General features: G+C 65.0%; 29 protein-coding genes. 5 read left to right on the forward strand and 24 right to left on the reverse strand.

The features are described from left to right. Positions 1-12: 12 nt before the first annotated feature. The 20 genes from ABEA46_RS06165 to ABEA46_RS06260 all read right to left on the reverse strand — a co-directional run bounded on the left by ABEA46_RS06165 (position 13) and on the right by ABEA46_RS06260 (position 9,297). A complete protein-coding gene (locus ABEA46_RS06165; RefSeq protein WP_345543496.1) occupies positions 13-228 on the reverse strand; it encodes a hypothetical protein in 216 nt (71 codons plus the stop codon). Beyond that, on the reverse strand, positions 225-605 hold the full coding sequence (locus tag ABEA46_RS06170; RefSeq protein ID WP_345543497.1) for a hypothetical protein: 381 nt from the start codon (positions 603-605) through the stop codon (positions 225-227). Before ABEA46_RS06170 ends, ABEA46_RS06165 begins: the two co-directional genes overlap by 4 nt. Positions 606-744: 139 nt before the next feature. Then, positions 745-999 (reverse strand): hypothetical protein, encoded by a 255-nt coding sequence (locus tag ABEA46_RS06175; protein WP_345543498.1) that lies wholly within the window; start codon positions 997-999, stop codon positions 745-747. Positions 1,000-1,123: 124 nt separating this feature from the next. Then, positions 1,124-1,351, reverse strand: coding sequence for a hypothetical protein (locus ABEA46_RS06180; protein WP_345543499.1), 228 nt, complete (start codon positions 1,349-1,351; stop codon positions 1,124-1,126). Further along, positions 1,348-1,737, reverse strand: coding sequence for a hypothetical protein (locus tag ABEA46_RS06185; RefSeq protein ID WP_345543500.1), 390 nt, complete (start codon positions 1,735-1,737; stop codon positions 1,348-1,350). Before ABEA46_RS06185 ends, ABEA46_RS06180 begins: the two co-directional genes overlap by 4 nt. After that, positions 1,734-2,645: a PD-(D/E)XK nuclease-like domain-containing protein gene (locus ABEA46_RS06190; protein ID WP_345543501.1), complete on the reverse strand. Its 912-nt coding sequence runs from the start codon at positions 2,643-2,645 to the stop codon at positions 1,734-1,736. The genes ABEA46_RS06185 and ABEA46_RS06190 overlap by 4 nt, the downstream gene beginning before the upstream one ends. Next, positions 2,642-2,935, reverse strand: coding sequence for a hypothetical protein (locus ABEA46_RS06195; protein WP_345543502.1), 294 nt, complete (start codon positions 2,933-2,935; stop codon positions 2,642-2,644). The genes ABEA46_RS06190 and ABEA46_RS06195 overlap by 4 nt, the downstream gene beginning before the upstream one ends. Before the next feature lie 175 nt (positions 2,936-3,110). After that, positions 3,111-3,680: a hypothetical protein gene (locus tag ABEA46_RS06200; RefSeq protein ID WP_345543503.1), complete on the reverse strand. Its 570-nt coding sequence runs from the start codon at positions 3,678-3,680 to the stop codon at positions 3,111-3,113. After that, on the reverse strand, positions 3,677-4,213 hold the full coding sequence (locus tag ABEA46_RS06205; protein WP_345543504.1) for a hypothetical protein: 537 nt from the start codon (positions 4,211-4,213) through the stop codon (positions 3,677-3,679). The genes ABEA46_RS06200 and ABEA46_RS06205 overlap by 4 nt, the downstream gene beginning before the upstream one ends. Beyond that, positions 4,210-4,518: a hypothetical protein gene (locus ABEA46_RS06210; protein ID WP_345543505.1), complete on the reverse strand. Its 309-nt coding sequence runs from the start codon at positions 4,516-4,518 to the stop codon at positions 4,210-4,212. The genes ABEA46_RS06205 and ABEA46_RS06210 overlap by 4 nt, the downstream gene beginning before the upstream one ends. Further along, a complete protein-coding gene (locus ABEA46_RS06215) occupies positions 4,515-4,844 on the reverse strand; it encodes a hypothetical protein (protein ID WP_345543506.1) in 330 nt (109 codons plus the stop codon). Before ABEA46_RS06215 ends, ABEA46_RS06210 begins: the two co-directional genes overlap by 4 nt. Beyond that, positions 4,841-5,317: a hypothetical protein gene (locus tag ABEA46_RS06220; protein WP_345543507.1), complete on the reverse strand. Its 477-nt coding sequence runs from the start codon at positions 5,315-5,317 to the stop codon at positions 4,841-4,843. Before ABEA46_RS06220 ends, ABEA46_RS06215 begins: the two co-directional genes overlap by 4 nt. A gap of 33 nt (positions 5,318-5,350) precedes the next feature. Next, on the reverse strand, positions 5,351-5,539 hold the full coding sequence (locus ABEA46_RS06225; protein ID WP_345543508.1) for a hypothetical protein: 189 nt from the start codon (positions 5,537-5,539) through the stop codon (positions 5,351-5,353). Positions 5,540-5,545: 6 nt separating this feature from the next. Further along, positions 5,546-5,740: a hypothetical protein gene (locus ABEA46_RS06230; RefSeq protein WP_345543509.1), complete on the reverse strand. Its 195-nt coding sequence runs from the start codon at positions 5,738-5,740 to the stop codon at positions 5,546-5,548. Continuing rightward, entirely contained in the window at positions 5,740-6,654 is a 915-nt protein-coding gene (locus ABEA46_RS06235) for a DUF7666 domain-containing protein (RefSeq protein WP_345543510.1), read from the reverse strand. Before ABEA46_RS06235 ends, ABEA46_RS06230 begins: the two co-directional genes overlap by 1 nt. 111 nt (positions 6,655-6,765) lie before the next feature. Then, on the reverse strand, positions 6,766-7,356 hold the full coding sequence (locus ABEA46_RS06240) for a hypothetical protein (protein WP_345543511.1): 591 nt from the start codon (positions 7,354-7,356) through the stop codon (positions 6,766-6,768). Positions 7,357-7,558: 202 nt separating this feature from the next. Beyond that, positions 7,559-7,969 (reverse strand): beta-sandwich lipoprotein, encoded by a 411-nt coding sequence (locus ABEA46_RS06245; RefSeq protein WP_345543512.1) that lies wholly within the window; start codon positions 7,967-7,969, stop codon positions 7,559-7,561. Positions 7,970-8,687: 718 nt separating this feature from the next. Next, complete coding sequence (locus tag ABEA46_RS06250; RefSeq protein ID WP_345543513.1) at positions 8,688-8,843, reverse strand: hypothetical protein; 156 nt, start codon at positions 8,841-8,843, stop codon at positions 8,688-8,690. After that, positions 8,840-9,070: a helix-turn-helix domain-containing protein gene (locus ABEA46_RS06255; RefSeq protein ID WP_345543514.1), complete on the reverse strand. Its 231-nt coding sequence runs from the start codon at positions 9,068-9,070 to the stop codon at positions 8,840-8,842. The genes ABEA46_RS06250 and ABEA46_RS06255 overlap by 4 nt, the downstream gene beginning before the upstream one ends. After that, positions 9,067-9,297: a hypothetical protein gene (locus ABEA46_RS06260; RefSeq protein WP_345543515.1), complete on the reverse strand. Its 231-nt coding sequence runs from the start codon at positions 9,295-9,297 to the stop codon at positions 9,067-9,069. The genes ABEA46_RS06255 and ABEA46_RS06260 overlap by 4 nt, the downstream gene beginning before the upstream one ends. Before the next feature lie 150 nt (positions 9,298-9,447). On the opposite strand from ABEA46_RS06260, the gene ABEA46_RS06265 reads away from it, so the two are divergent. Further along, positions 9,448-9,699, forward strand: a complete 252-nt coding sequence (locus ABEA46_RS06265; protein ID WP_345543516.1) for a hypothetical protein — start codon at positions 9,448-9,450, stop codon at positions 9,697-9,699. A gap of 305 nt (positions 9,700-10,004) precedes the next feature. Here ABEA46_RS06265 and ABEA46_RS06270 read toward each other — a convergent pair whose 3' ends face one another. Next, positions 10,005-10,151 (reverse strand): hypothetical protein, encoded by a 147-nt coding sequence (locus ABEA46_RS06270; protein WP_345543517.1) that lies wholly within the window; start codon positions 10,149-10,151, stop codon positions 10,005-10,007. Between the two features lie 60 nt (positions 10,152-10,211). On the opposite strand from ABEA46_RS06270, the gene ABEA46_RS06275 reads away from it, so the two are divergent. Then, positions 10,212-10,391: a hypothetical protein gene (locus tag ABEA46_RS06275; RefSeq protein ID WP_345543518.1), complete on the forward strand. Its 180-nt coding sequence runs from the start codon at positions 10,212-10,214 to the stop codon at positions 10,389-10,391. Positions 10,392-10,632: 241 nt separating this feature from the next. Here the strand turns inward: ABEA46_RS06275 and ABEA46_RS06280 are convergent, their stop codons facing one another. Next, positions 10,633-11,181, reverse strand: a complete 549-nt coding sequence (locus ABEA46_RS06280; RefSeq protein WP_345543519.1) for a hypothetical protein — start codon at positions 11,179-11,181, stop codon at positions 10,633-10,635. A gap of 133 nt (positions 11,182-11,314) precedes the next feature. On the opposite strand from ABEA46_RS06280, the gene ABEA46_RS06285 reads away from it, so the two are divergent. Genes ABEA46_RS06285 through ABEA46_RS06295 form a run of 3 tightly spaced genes read left to right on the forward strand, consistent with a single transcriptional unit; the run spans position 11,315 to position 12,449 of the window. Further along, entirely contained in the window at positions 11,315-11,662 is a 348-nt protein-coding gene (locus tag ABEA46_RS06285; RefSeq protein WP_345543804.1) for a metallopeptidase family protein, read from the forward strand. Next, on the forward strand, positions 11,653-11,961 hold the full coding sequence (clpS, locus tag ABEA46_RS06290) for an ATP-dependent Clp protease adapter ClpS (RefSeq protein WP_345543520.1): 309 nt from the start codon (positions 11,653-11,655) through the stop codon (positions 11,959-11,961). The genes ABEA46_RS06285 and clpS overlap by 10 nt, the downstream gene beginning before the upstream one ends. Then, a complete protein-coding gene (locus tag ABEA46_RS06295; protein ID WP_345543522.1) occupies positions 11,958-12,449 on the forward strand; it encodes a DUF2017 family protein in 492 nt (163 codons plus the stop codon). The genes clpS and ABEA46_RS06295 overlap by 4 nt, the downstream gene beginning before the upstream one ends. A 10-nt stretch (positions 12,450-12,459) precedes the next feature. Here ABEA46_RS06295 and ABEA46_RS06300 read toward each other — a convergent pair whose 3' ends face one another. Both ABEA46_RS06300 and ABEA46_RS06305 read right to left on the reverse strand, forming a co-directional pair. Further along, positions 12,460-13,053, reverse strand: a complete 594-nt coding sequence (locus tag ABEA46_RS06300) for a nucleoside/nucleotide kinase family protein (RefSeq protein ID WP_345543523.1) — start codon at positions 13,051-13,053, stop codon at positions 12,460-12,462. Next, positions 13,028-13,348, reverse strand: a complete 321-nt coding sequence (locus ABEA46_RS06305; RefSeq protein WP_345543524.1) for a hypothetical protein — start codon at positions 13,346-13,348, stop codon at positions 13,028-13,030. The genes ABEA46_RS06300 and ABEA46_RS06305 overlap by 26 nt, the downstream gene beginning before the upstream one ends. Between the last annotated feature and the right edge of the window lie 17 nt (positions 13,349-13,365).

Genomic DNA, 13,365 nt, shown 5'->3' on the forward strand with positions numbered 1-13,365 from the left:
CCTTGGTTGCGGTTAGCACGCGATCACCTGCCACCACTCGAGGTGGTGGATCTCGATGCGTGTTTCGGCGCGGCGGACCAGAGGGTCGATTGCCTTGGCGACCGCGCGGTGAATAGCGTTCTCGACGGACCCGCCGTGCAATGCCAGGTAGTCGTCGAAGTAGCGGGTGCAGTGGTGCACGGTCTTCGGGTACCGGGTTCCGCAGTCGCCATACGTCCAGGTCTTCACGTTCGCTCCCTTGTGGATGCGTCGATCAGCAGCCATGTCGACCCGTCCGGGTAGATCACGGGCGTGTCTTTCACGCGCGCCAACGTCTTCTCGTGCGTGGATGCGGGCAGGACGATCAGCCCGCGTCGGATGAGCTCGGCCCGCACCTCGCCCGTGGTGGATTCCTTGTTGCCGTTGCAGATCGTGCAGGCCCCGATGAGGACGGCAGGATCGTTGAGTAGCCGTGACCCCCCGGCCTGCCGGTTCGCCCGGTGGTCGGTGGTCTGCGCCTCCCCCAGACATCCGGGGAGTCGGAGAACACAGAAGCCGCCATCCCTCCGGATGACGGCTCGTTTGACCTGCACTGACGGGTTCGGTGACCCCCGACGTTTGTTCACGTGTTCTCCTGCCGCATCCATAGGCGGCAGGCATCCATCGCGCGCGCGAATGATTCACGCTCCGCAGCAAGACAGGATTCACCGCGTACCTCGTGCCACCCGTTCTCGAACGTGCCGGGCTTGCAGTCGCAACGCGGGTTCATATCGGGTAGGTGAAGAACTGGTCGTGCCAGTCCGGTTGTTCGGACTTGCACTTAGAGCAGTACCAACCGCGGACACCGGCCTCGATCGCCGCCATCTTGTTGTCGTGGTGGGACTTGCACCACAGGATGCTGTGCCCGCACGTCTTGCAGCCGGCGACCCATTCGGCGGGACCGTCACCGTACGAACACTCTGCGGTGTCGTCGAGGATCGTCTCGTCGAGCACGATCACGTCCGGTTCGATTGCTGTCATGCCGCCCATACCGTCAACTCCCTCGGCGTCAGAACGTATTGGCAGTCGTCGCACAGGCGGGAACCTTCCTGGCCGCACCTGGTGCATACGTGCAGGACAGGGATGTCCTCTTCCCATTCGTCGGTCATGAGCAGTCCGCCCCAGCGAACACGTCACTGAGGACGTTGCCGATCCGCGCATGCCAGTACGCGTGCGAGTACGCCTCAGCCCACGTGTCGAACTGAGGTGCGGTGAACGGACGGAAAGTGAGTGTCGTCCAGTGCCCGTCCATGTCCTTGAACACGATCGGGTTCGGGGCCTCTTCGTCGACCTCGTCGGGTTCGCTTTCGAGCTGGCCGAATTCGTTGCTCATCGCTCCCCCTCGGTGGCGGTGATCGCGAGGAACCGCAGCGACCGCAGGATCGCGAGCGACTGCGCCGATTCCAATGCGAACGCTTCGGACACGTGACCGTCGAGGTTCACGGTTCGCAGCGCGGATCCTGCAGAGTCCGGTTTCCCGTTCTCACTCGCACGGTGCTTCCACACTCGTGCTGTCACCAGCCACGTCTTGTCGTCCAACTGCTTGATGTCGGTGGCGTCGATGATCCCCTGCGGGAACTCTTTGCGGAACGCTGCCACCTTCGAGTCGACTGTGGCGAGGTCGTCCGGGTTGGTGTCGCCGGTCTCGTCGCGGCGCGTGTACCTGCTGGTACGGCCGTCTGGGAGCACCTCGAGGACGTCGGGTTCGGTGGTTGTCATGCTGCGACTCCTTCGCTCTCCACGAGAGCCGTGTACTCCGCGATCGAGAATGCGGGTGCGCGGAGGGTTCCGATGGGGCCACCGCTGCGGTTCTGGTAACCGGGCCACTCCCCCGTGGCGAGGCTCTGTGCCAGGCGGGTTCGTGCGACTCGCGCCTTGTCGCGGGCAGCGGCGGACTCTTCCGGTCCGAGCACGTGGATTCCGGTCAGGTAGGGGCGGTGGTTCTCCACGACGATGAAGAAGTACGGGATCTCTGACCCCGTCAGAACCTCGTGGATGTACTCGTAGTGACCTTGCTGAACGTCGTACCCGTACCGGAACGCGTCGAGCTCGAACCCGGTCTCGGATGCCTCACCACCGGTTGTCTTCACGTCGGCTGCCCGGTCTCCGAGGGCGTCGAATCGGCCACGGATCCTGAGCCCAGTGACGGGGTCGGTCGCGAACGCGGACACCTCACGTGCCGCACCTTCGAGAAGCCGGCGCGCGCGGGGGTCCCTCAGCACGGACTCGGCCATCCGGTCGACGACGCGCGCAGTCACTCGCTTGACGGGGATGAGCCCGGCGTCACGGCTGACCTTCTCGAAGTCCTTCGCGGCCTTGGTACTGACGGCGCCGTTGACGGCGAGCACGTTGGTCAGCGTGACGGGTTCCCCATCGTCCCCGATCATCGTGTGAGTCTCTGGTCCGTCGCCGTCCGGGTAGACAGCGATCTGAGCACCAACACCGAGGATCTTGGAGTGTGCGGCTGAACCGACGTCGAACGCTGCTTTCGTCTCGTGCGGGTTCTCGATGTAGTCCTTGTAGTGCGCGGCAGACTTGAGGATCTTCTTCGCACCCGTGCTCGAAAGCTCCGGCTGTGCGTGGTACGTGTTTTCGTCCAGATCGTGGACGAAGCCTTCGTAGGTCATGAGTACTCCGGTTCCGTGATCGTGTACCCCATGGCTCGCAAGTACTCGACGACGAGTTGGGTAGTGGCGGCATCGAGACCCGCGCGTAGGGAGTCCATGACGCGTCGGAGTTCGTCACGCACGAGCCCGTCGATGTCGGGTGCCGGGTCGAAATGAAGGTCACCACGCGTGAGAGGTGGCTTCGGTGCGAAGTAGGCGGGATACTCGCGGGCCGCGTACATGCCGTACTCGTCCGGGTAGTACCCGTGACCGCGCGGCGGCGGGAGAACGCCGAACCATGGTCGGGTCATGACGCCTTCCCAACGATCAGTCGGGCCGGGAGGCCCTGCGACTTCAACAGGTGTCGGGTCCGCTGTGCCCGACTGATGCGTTCACCCTCGTACTCGGCGATGGTGAACCAGCCTCCTGTTGTCATGTCTCGGGTCTGCAGGAGCAGCCTCAGGGGCAGTCCCCACGTCAGCCTGTTCATGATTCCTCCGGCCAGATGCGCTGCCCTGCGGTGATGGCAGTGGCTTGAGTGCCGACCGTGGTTGCGGCCACGTTGTCGGTGGGGAACATGCGAACGTACGGTCCGTTCTTGCCGTGGCTCAGGATGGCGGCATACCGGTTCTCGACACCGTCCACAGTCAGGTCCCAGATTTCGCCGGGTTCGGCCGTGGCCCAGGGCTTCGGCTCGGGGCGAGCATCGAAGTAGGCGCTCCCCGCCTCCGAGAAGTACCCGAACAAGCGCGGAGAATCGGCGCGCTTCACCCGATGCGAGGCACCGTTGCTCGTGTTGACAACATTCACCTCATCGGAGTCCGCGGGGTGCTTGTAGAGGGCTGACGGGTACACGACGTAGTCGGGGTTCTCGGGCCAACGCCACCGTCCGAGGCGTTCGTCTTCCTCAGCCCGGAAGTACTCGCGGAACGCCAGGAACTCAGCGAACCCGAGGTAGGACGTGCTCTCGGACTCACCATCGACTGCGGTGTAGGCCGTCTGCCCCGCGTTCGTGAGAACGACCTTCAATCCGTTGGAGGCGGGGAACTCGTTCATGCTGTTTCCTCCGTCCAGATGCGCCGCCCCTCACGGAACGACTTGTCGTTTAGGGGTCTTGCTGTACCCGTCTGCACATGTTCGAATCGCTGGCCGACTACCTGCCACGGCGCTTCCCCAGAGGCGATGAGGTCGAGGACCCAGATGTCACCTTCCTTCGCGTCGTGCCACGGCTTCGACACTGGGTGGTCATCGAAATAGGCACGGGCGACACGAGCGAACTCGGAGCGGCGGTTGTTGGTGTCAACGGCGTCGCGATAGAACGCTCCCGTGGATGCCCCACCGACTTCTTTGGAGACCCAGACGTACAAGCCGCCTTCGTGGACGTGCGCGACGAATCCGGGGTGTTCGGAGCTGCGCCACCTTCCCAGGAGTTCGTCTTCCTCTGCTCGGAAGAACTCTCGTAGCGCGGAGACATCGGGGTCTTCGTCCGTCCACATGTAGTTGCCGCCGATTGAAAGCCAACGCGTCGAGGACGTATCCGAGCCGGCCCATTCGACCGTCACTCCGTTGCTTGCGGTGAACTCGTTCATGCTGTTTCTCCTTGTTCCCGCCAGGTGATGGTTGCCTGCCCGGTGAGGGTGATCGCGAGGCCGAAGTCGAACCGGAACGTGACGGACGGATGCTCGGACTCGAGGTGGGTGTCCACGTCCCGCACACGCCCGAACATGGGCGTGGAGACCAGGACCGCGCCTTCGTCGTTGTCGTCCTGCAGACTGATGGACCGGATGAAGTCACCCGGCTCCGGGATGCGACCAGACTTGAGAAGGTCGGTGATCGAGTCGCGGGTGAACGTGGGAACCGTCACGGGAGGACGGATCGGGATGACGTCGTTCATGACCGCGCCAACCTTTCGAGCACACGACGCGCGTGGTCGATGATGTCGGCGCTCCCGTCGACGTCGTACCGCTGCCAGTTGCGGTCGACGAAGTGGCCGTGTTCCACGGCACGAAGGAATCTGCGCTGCACTCGCTCCCACGTCGAGAAGTTCGGTCCCTCACGGTGTGCTCGAATGTCTACAAGGATCGGGTTCGGCTCGTTGTGCTGTACGTAGTTGCGGACCACGATGTGCCCGATCCCGTCCGTGGAGGTAAGCGGGTGAAGCGTCACCCGCTGCCCCACACGGAACGGCACATCGGCCGCGTTCCTGCTGGCGAACATCATCGTTTCCTCTCCATCGGGCGCGGGTTCGCGTCCCAGAGCTCGCGGGTCGCCCACAGGAGCGTGGCGATGACTGCGTTTCCTGCCCGGTCGACGTGCGCGGCGACGCCGACGCGGTCGCGTACCCAGATCCAGGAGTGGTGGGTGTCGGACCACAGCACCTTCTCCGGTGCCCGCAATGCCAACAGCACTTCCTCGAAGGTGAGGTTGTCTTGCCGGCGCATGAGTGCGAGGCGGTCTTGTGCATGCTGTGATGCAGTGAGCCGGGTCAGGTCGATGATCGGCTTCGGCCCTTTGACCCGGTCGCCGTCGAACACGGGACGGTAGTTGGATCCGTACCGGTTCTTCACCCACCCGGTGAGGTGACGGGCGGACGCAGCGTTCAGGTTGTGGTGGACGTGCTTCCTCGCGCCGTCTGGGAACACCCAAATCCATCCGGCAGGGTCGGAGAAAGTCTTTCCGTCCACCGAGGTCACGGAACAGGCGTTCCACCACCTTCTGCGGGGTACTCATGACGAGTGGGACGGGGTGTGGTCGGCGATGTGACGCTGCGCAATCGCCGCGATCGTCGACCGGCCCACACACACTTCCCGCTCGTCCGGGTCGTGCGGGAACCACATGGTCTCGATGATCCCGCCCGGCAGCAGGACCGTGCTGTACTCGCCGTCGAAGCGACGGTTGATGATCGGCTTGTCCATCAGTCGCTACCTCCGTGACGCGCCGACACCGCCGAACAGGACGGTGCCGACGAGAAGGATCCAGAACACGTTCCAGAAGTTGATGCCGACGTTCTGCATGTCGGTCAGGTTCCACACGACTACCCACGTCGCGAAGACGAAGCCGGCGACCGCGAGGGCGATACCGAAGAGGATCAGAAACACAACACCGAGCGCGCGCATCAGACCTCCACGACCTTCCCGCCACGCAGCACATACCAGGTGTCGGCCTTGATCTTCTTGCCGTCGACCACCACGCCCGCAGCGGCGGTGATGTTCCAGTCGATGTCCCGCTCCACCAGCAGCAGAGCCGTACCGGCCTTCCCGCGAGCTCGGCCCGCGTAACCCGTCGCAGAAGCGACCGACTTGTACCCGCTGGCCGTCGCGGCACCGTAGCGCCCGCTGGCCGTCGCGGCACCGGAGTCCCCGCTGGCCGTCGCGGCACCGTAGTCCCCGCTGGCCGTCGCGGCACCGTAGTCCCCGCTGGCCGTCGCGGCACCGTAGTCCCCGCTGGCCGTCGCGGCACCGGAGTCCCCGCTGGCCGTCGCGGCACCGTAGCGCCCGCTGGCCGTCGCGGCACCGTAGTCCCCGCTGGCCGTCGCGGCACCGTAGCGCCCGCTGGCCGTCGCGGCACCGTAGCGCCCGCTGGCCGTCGCGGCACCGTAGCGCCCGCTGGCCGTCGCGGCACCGTAGTACCCGCTGGCCGTCGCGGCACCGTTCTCGATCTCGGCCTTGACGGCTGCGTTCGCCTTCTTCGACGTCGCGCCAGCCACAGGCTTGGAGTTCTTGAAGACGAAGTCGACCTGCGCCTTGATGAGGCCGGTGAGGTCGAGCTTGGCGCCGATCTTGATCTTGCGGGCGGCGACCTTGGAGTCTTCGTCGTTGCTGTCGTCCACGTCTTCGAGTTCGACGAGGTGGTAGACGGACTGGTTGGGCTTGTAGTACTTGAGGACGTCGAGCGGCATGGTGGTCGCGTGGAACCCGGAACGGCATGCTTCAACGGGTCCGTCGTGTTCGTACGTCTTGCCCTCTTCGAACTGGAACCCGCGGCACGTCAGGTCCTTGTTGAATCCCTTGTAAGCCTGGATGGTGGTCATGAGTCGCTACCTCTCGTTGAACATGGGTGAGGGCCGGTCATCGGAGTAGTGAAGACCGGCCCTCAGGGGGGAGTTGCGTTCGATTGGGGAACCGCCGAACGCGGGCGGTGATCAGGCGAGGGATCCGCGCAACGCGTCCACCCATGCGTTCTGGGATGCGACACGGCTCTGCTCGTCAGCCAGGTACCGGTGCTCGCGGCTGAGTCGATCCGACAGGCGGGAGATCTCCCGGGACTGGTACTCGGGAACCGGTAGCCGTTCAGGAACATCCGGTGTGTAGTCGCCGCAGTCGAACTGGATCGATTCTTCGATCTGCTCCGTCATGAACTTCTTGAGGCCCTCGTGGTCGGCGGTCGGTGGCGTCCACGACCGAACCTGACTGAGCATCGCGGTATAGCGCCGAAGCATCGCGTCCCGCTTCTGCACATACTCGGCCCGGTACGCCTTAGCCTTCGAGATCTCTTCGATCTGCCGCGCCTCCCACTCGTCATCGGTGAGAACGTAGGCGTCGTTCAGAGCAAGTCGAGCCTTCTCGACGTTGTCTTCGTGGTAGCTGTCCATGGTGCGGTACGCGAGCTCGACGTCCAGTGACTCGTCGCGCTGCATGATCGCCGCCCCCATGGCACGGGAGCATCGAAGGACGAACTGGGCGAAGGTGATGTCCTCGCCGTCGTGAAGCGGCGCGGTGTATCCGGTGGGCATGACCATCTTCTCTGGTGTTGATCTGTTGTGGGGCGGGAGGGAAGTTGAACCCTTCCATCCGGCGTAGGTAGACCGGCGTGCCAAACCTGCCGCCCCGGCGTAACCCTTCGCGTTACCCGGTGTGGGTCGCTAGGTTCCGCTGTTACCGCTGACGATTCCCCGTTTTGCCGGGGTTCCCGCCGCCAGCTAGCGGGAGCATGCGTCAGCCGTCGCTGACCTGCAGGTCGATGTCTGGCAGGATCGTCTCCGGGCGGAAGTTGACGCGGTAGTGGAACGGATCCACCTCGGTTCCTTCGACCTGCTCGACGATGAACGTGACGTTGTCGGAGAGACCGAGGAAGTGCTTCTTGTACTCTTCGTCACCGACCTTGCAGACGACTTCGAGCGTCCCGGCAGCCATGCTGTCGCCGGTCTCGATGTTGCACTTCCCCTCGATCTCAAGGAGGTACTTGTCGGTGATGCCGTTGATGAACACGATGCGACGTTCGATTTCGAACTTCTCCGCGTCCTGAGACAGGTTGTACGACACGGTGTCTGCCTGAGTCGAACAGCCGGCGAGAGCAAGCGCCGCGACTACAGCGCCCGCCGCGGCGATCTTCTTAGCGTGCTTCATGCATTCTCCTTGGTTGATGACTGGGTGTTGTGCGCCCTGCCCGTGCTTGACCACGGCGCCGCCTATAGCGACCACAGGGCCACCGCGTCTTCACGATCCCGACTGGTTCGTTCAGCACTCCATCCACCCTTGGGTGTTCAGTGCCCGACCAGTTCGTTCAGAAAGTCCTTCGACTGCGATGTATCAGGGGTGGTGCACGAGGCTCCTACTCCCTGTAAGTTGTTCGGAACGCTTCACTGCCCGACCGGTGGTCAGATTGGACCCTCACCCCGGTTCGTTTAGCAGTCCTTGACGTTCCTGATTCCCTTCGACCACACGATGGGTCGCACTCGCCCGTTCCTGGGGGGCCTCGCCTGCCTGGCGTTCGGTCCACTCGTCCCCGTCTACGTCATCCCCATTGGCGTGCCAGAACCGCGTGACCGGGACCTACCGGTGCGTTTGATCCTGAGATGACGCGTATCAGCGTGTCTCTCGTGTGGAGTTGTGAAGGTTCGAGCTGTCAGTCCGGTTCCGATGTGGTTCCGGGGTCTGCGTGCATTGCTCCCGTCGCGAACGGGTGTCACCTGCGTGAAGGCAATGCGGTAGCCAAGGTCCAAGGCGTGCGGCCCTGAACTGAGGCGGGATGGGATCGGGTTACTCCCGGTCGGGGATCTCCGTAGGGAGCGGTTCGTCGTCGTCGAGAATGTCCGCTACGACGTGGTGACCGTTCGGCCGACTGTCAGTCGTGTACATGACGTCCGCCTCTCAGAACCGCGGCGACGAGGCAGACGAACCCGACGAACACCAGGATCGTCGCACCGTTCGTGGTGGCCGGCGTCTGGTTCGTGAACCCGAGGATCATGAGCGCCACGCCCACCGCTGCCAGGCCCATCACGCCACCCGCTTCCGGGAGAGCGAACGTGCAGACTGTGCCCACGTCGCGACGGGTTCCGGCTTCGGGGCGAGAGCTTCCTTGACCGCCTCGATGTTGTAGCGGTGCTGACGCCCGACCGGCATCGACGGGATGCGTCCGTCTTCGGTCATCCGGTAGATGGTCTTCACGGACACCTGCAGGACGGCGGCGAGAGTGACAGCAGTGATCCACTGCTCCACCTCGGTCATGCCGCCACATCCTCTTGGACGGGGACGCCTGTGGCATCGGAGATGCGGACGGCGTTGCCGAACGTGAGAAGTTCGGGGCGGTCCAGCTGCCGGCGAAGCGTGTTGTACGCGATTTCTGCCTTGCGGGAGAGCCACCCCGGCGTACGATCCTCATCAGTGAGGTAGCACTTCACGCGGGTGGCGAACGCTTCGGCCGCAGTCCCCGGTGTTGCGTTGGTGGAAGTCATGTCTCCACCTTAGGTGGAGTTTTCTCCACCCGCAACCCCTGATCCAAACTTTTCTGGGGGGATGTATCAGGGCGCCACGTGGAGGTTCCTACATCAGGCACTCACCAAAAGGGGTATGACGTGGACATTCAGACCAGTAGCATTAATCCGATGCCTACCATCGACGAACGGACTGCCGCAGCGCTCAAGAGGCTTCGGGTCGAGATCGACGCCAAGTACGGGTCGGTCACGGCGCTCGCGCCGATGATGACGACCGTCAAGAAGCACGCACTGTTGGACAACCTCAATGGCACCTCAATGCCGAAGTTCAACGTCGTGATGGAGATCCTTGATCACCTGGAGTTGTCGTACGACGAGCTCATGCGGCGCGTCGATGCTGATCTTCGTTCGTCAGCGGAGTAAGTGCGACTGCTTCATCAAACGCAAGGCACGGGTGGCCAGCCCGCTTGAAGGGGCACTTTTGCTCGCACGCAGCCCCAGTGCCGCAGGTGACTGTGTCGACGGTGGCTTCAGCCATGATGGTCCTCCCCAGGACAGTACGGTGTTTCGGTTGTGGGGTTGCTCCGTACACGGTCGGGTCCATCCCGGGGCGTCTCATCGAACTCTAATCTGAACACCGGACATTCGTGAAGGTGTATGTCACCCTCATTACCAAGCACTCGCCCACTTTTCGGTAAGGGTTATCCCACCTTGCTAGCCCAGGGAAGCTATTCGCCGCTAGCCTCGGTCTCGTCCTCTACGTACTCCCGCATGCGGCGGTCGAGAACGTCTTGCAGGCGCTCGCCACGAGCCTTCGCCTTCGCGAGCGCGCGGGCGACGAGTTCGGGATCGAGCTCACCGATCGGTTCGCTCATGGCGGGACCGTACCACCGGGTGACAGTCACCTCAATATCGGGTGGTGCCACGATAGGGGCGTGCCCAACCAGCCGAAGACGCCGCAGTGGACTTATCGCGCGCCCTTGGAGACTCAGATGAAGGCACGCGCGCGAGCAAAACGCGAGGGCACGAACCTTGTCGCGAAGATCAATGAGTGGCTGGAAGAGTACGCAGCGGACGATTCCGATCAGGATCCGGCCGGCGCACCTTCGACGTGAGGCCAAGCGCGGAGGCCCGTGTTGGCACGCCAACAAACTACTGTCAGGTGATGGAGTTTCCTGTCCTCTGGGAGTAGAATCCTCTCAACGAACAACCGCAGGATTCCGCGGTTTCCGGGTGGAGGCGCAACAGGTTCAAGCCCCGTTAGCCACCCCAAGTGAGACGAGGTCCGTTCCTCGGCGAGTGAGAAGCTCGTCATGGAACGGACCTCGTCTCGTTTCCGGCGGTGCGTCTGCCGCGTCAGCGCAGCCCCGCGCACGCATTGGCCCCGGCGACGTCGTTCTTGTTGCCGTCCACGCGGGCGCCGTCGCACGTGAGATCGCCCGCCACGGTGTTGGCGACCAGCGTCGCATGCTCGCCGCCCGAGGCCGTCACGCTGCCGCTGACCGTGCTGTCCTTCACCACGAGGCCGGCGTTCTGCGTGAGCATGAGATCGCCCGCGATGGTCGCACCCTGGACGACCACCTGCTGGGCGCCCGAGATCGTCACCACGCCGCGCAGCGACGAGTCGAGGATCTTCACGATCCGGTAGGCGTCGAGGGTCACATCGCCCTCGGCGTCCTGCGCCTCGATCACGCAGACGTCCGCCTCGCGACCCGCCTGGCACAGCGAGGAACCGGCCTGCGCAGCCGCCGACGCGTCGTCCGCGCCGGCGCTCGTCGGCACGGGTGCCGAGGTCTGGTCCGGCTGCGCGGCGTCATCCACGACGCCGGGACCGGTCGCCGCGCAGGCGGTGAGCCCGAGCGCGAGGGTTCCGGCGACGAACAGGGCGCACAGCGCGCGAGACATGGCTTCCTCCGGGGACTGCGATCGGCAAAGCGCCCACCCTACCCGCCGGCGCCTGGGAGCCCCGTGCTCGCGCGTCACCGACCGCGCCGCCTGCCGTCTCCGGCACGTGCCAGCGGGTATCGTGGCAGACGGTATGGAGATGGATGCCGCGACCTTCGAGTCGCTCGTGATCGACGAGCTCGACGCCCTTCCCGACGATATGGTCGCCGGGCTCGACAACGTCGTCTTCGTGGTCGAGGACCGGCCCGAGGACGGCAGCCTCGACCTGCTCGGCCTGTACGACGGCTGGGCCCTCACCGAGCGCGATCGCTACGGAGTCGGCGAGCTCCCCGATCGCATCCTCGTTTACCGCGAGCCGCATCTGGCCGTGTGCGAGGACGAGGACGAGCTGCGCGACGAGGTCCACACGACGCTCGTCCACGAGATCGCCCACTTCTACGGCATCGACGATGACCGTCTGCACGAGCTGGGGTGGGCGTGATGAACGCCCTCGCGACACCCGCCGTCGACGAAGAGGTCGACCGCGCCCAGCGGACGGATCCCGATCGCCCGTGGCAGACAGTGGTCTGGGACGATCCGGTCAACCTCATGAGCTACGTGACCCATGTCTTCCGCGAGTACTTCGGGATGCCGCGTGCCGAGGCTGAGAGACTCATGCTCGCCGTCCACCACGAGGGTCACGCGGTCGTCTCGCAGGGCGCCCGCGAACGCATGGAGCTGCACGCGCAGGCCATGCACGACTATGGACTGTGGGCCACCGTCCGGCAGGAGCCGGCGTGACCGGCCGCGTGGTGGTGCTGGAGGTCGCCCGGCTCGAAGCCGCGCACCTGTCGCGGCTGGTGGGCCAGTTCGCCGAGCTCGTCGACGAATCATCGCCCCTCGACGGCGACCCCGCGATCGCCCGGCTGGTGCCGACGCCCTACCCCGACGACGAGGAAGCCGCGCGGGAGTTCCGCTCGCTGACGCAGACGGATCTGCTGAACCGTCGGCGCGCCGATGCGGAGATCGTCCTGCTCTCGCTCACCGACGCTGCCCGGATCCCCGACGATCCGGACGACCCCGCGCTGCTGGAAGAGGTCGAGATCCGGCTGGAGCCGGAATCGGCGCGGGCGTGGCTTCGCACGCTGGCGGCGGTCCGTCTCGTGCTCGCCACGCGCCTGGGTGTCACCGCGGCCGAGGACCATGATGCGAAGGACCCGCGCTTCGGTGTCTACGAGTGGCTCGGCTATCGCCTGGACGGCCTCGTCGCGGCTGTCGATCGGGACTGAGAGCCCCGTGTCACGGCACCGGGAACAGATGCGTCGCCAGACGCATCGGGTCGTCCCGCTCGACGTGGCGCTGCTCCTGGCGCGCCCAGCGGTCCCAGTGGGGGCGGAACGCGTCTCCGTCCCGGTCGAGCGCACGCTGCTTGCGCGATGCCGACGGCGACTCCAGCCACACCCGCACGTCGCCCAGGCGGGCCGTGGCCGGCGTCAGCAGGCCCGCCCCCTCGACGATCAGTGGAAGCGACGGGTCGACAGCGTGGGCCTCGGCCGCTTCGCCGATCGTCCAGTCCCACCGCTGCCAGACGCCGACGATCCCTCGCGCATGCGGGGTCAGGATCAGTTCACGGGCGAGTTCCACCCCGTCGTCCAGGCCGTCCCAGCCGGGGTAGATCGAGTCCAGCGCCACCAGCTGCACTCGACCGCGCAACGGCCACCGCGCGACGAGTGTCCGCGCGAGCGAGCTCTTGCCCGCGCCGCTGCGTCCGTCGATCAGGACGACGGGATTGGATGCCGCGACCTGTTCGATCGCGGTGGTCAGATGCCCGACCGCCAGGGCGAGGGACGTCGCGACCGGATCGGCGTCACTTCTTGAGGGTGCGGATGACACGACTGAGCGCACGCCCGGTGAAGAACACGAACGGGATCGCGACGGTCAGGAGGGCGATGAGGTTCGGCTCGAATCGCAGGTCGTCGCCTCGGCGGATGTACGCGCCGATCGGGATCGCGTAGCCGCCGCCACCGCCGCCCCCGTTGCCGGCCTCGTCGGACCCGCCGCCGAAGCCGGACCAGGTCACGGCCACCGGGATGAGCTTGACGCCGTCGACGTCCTGCTGCTCGCCGTATGCGCTCTTCACGCCGAAGGACGCCGACTGCTTGCCGAGTTCGAGTGCGATGTTGGGCATGTGTCAAACGTAGCGGT

This window comes from Microbacterium jejuense (assembly GCF_039544225.1).
GTDB classification, from domain to species: Bacteria; Actinomycetota; Actinomycetes; order Actinomycetales; family Microbacteriaceae; genus Microbacterium; species Microbacterium jejuense.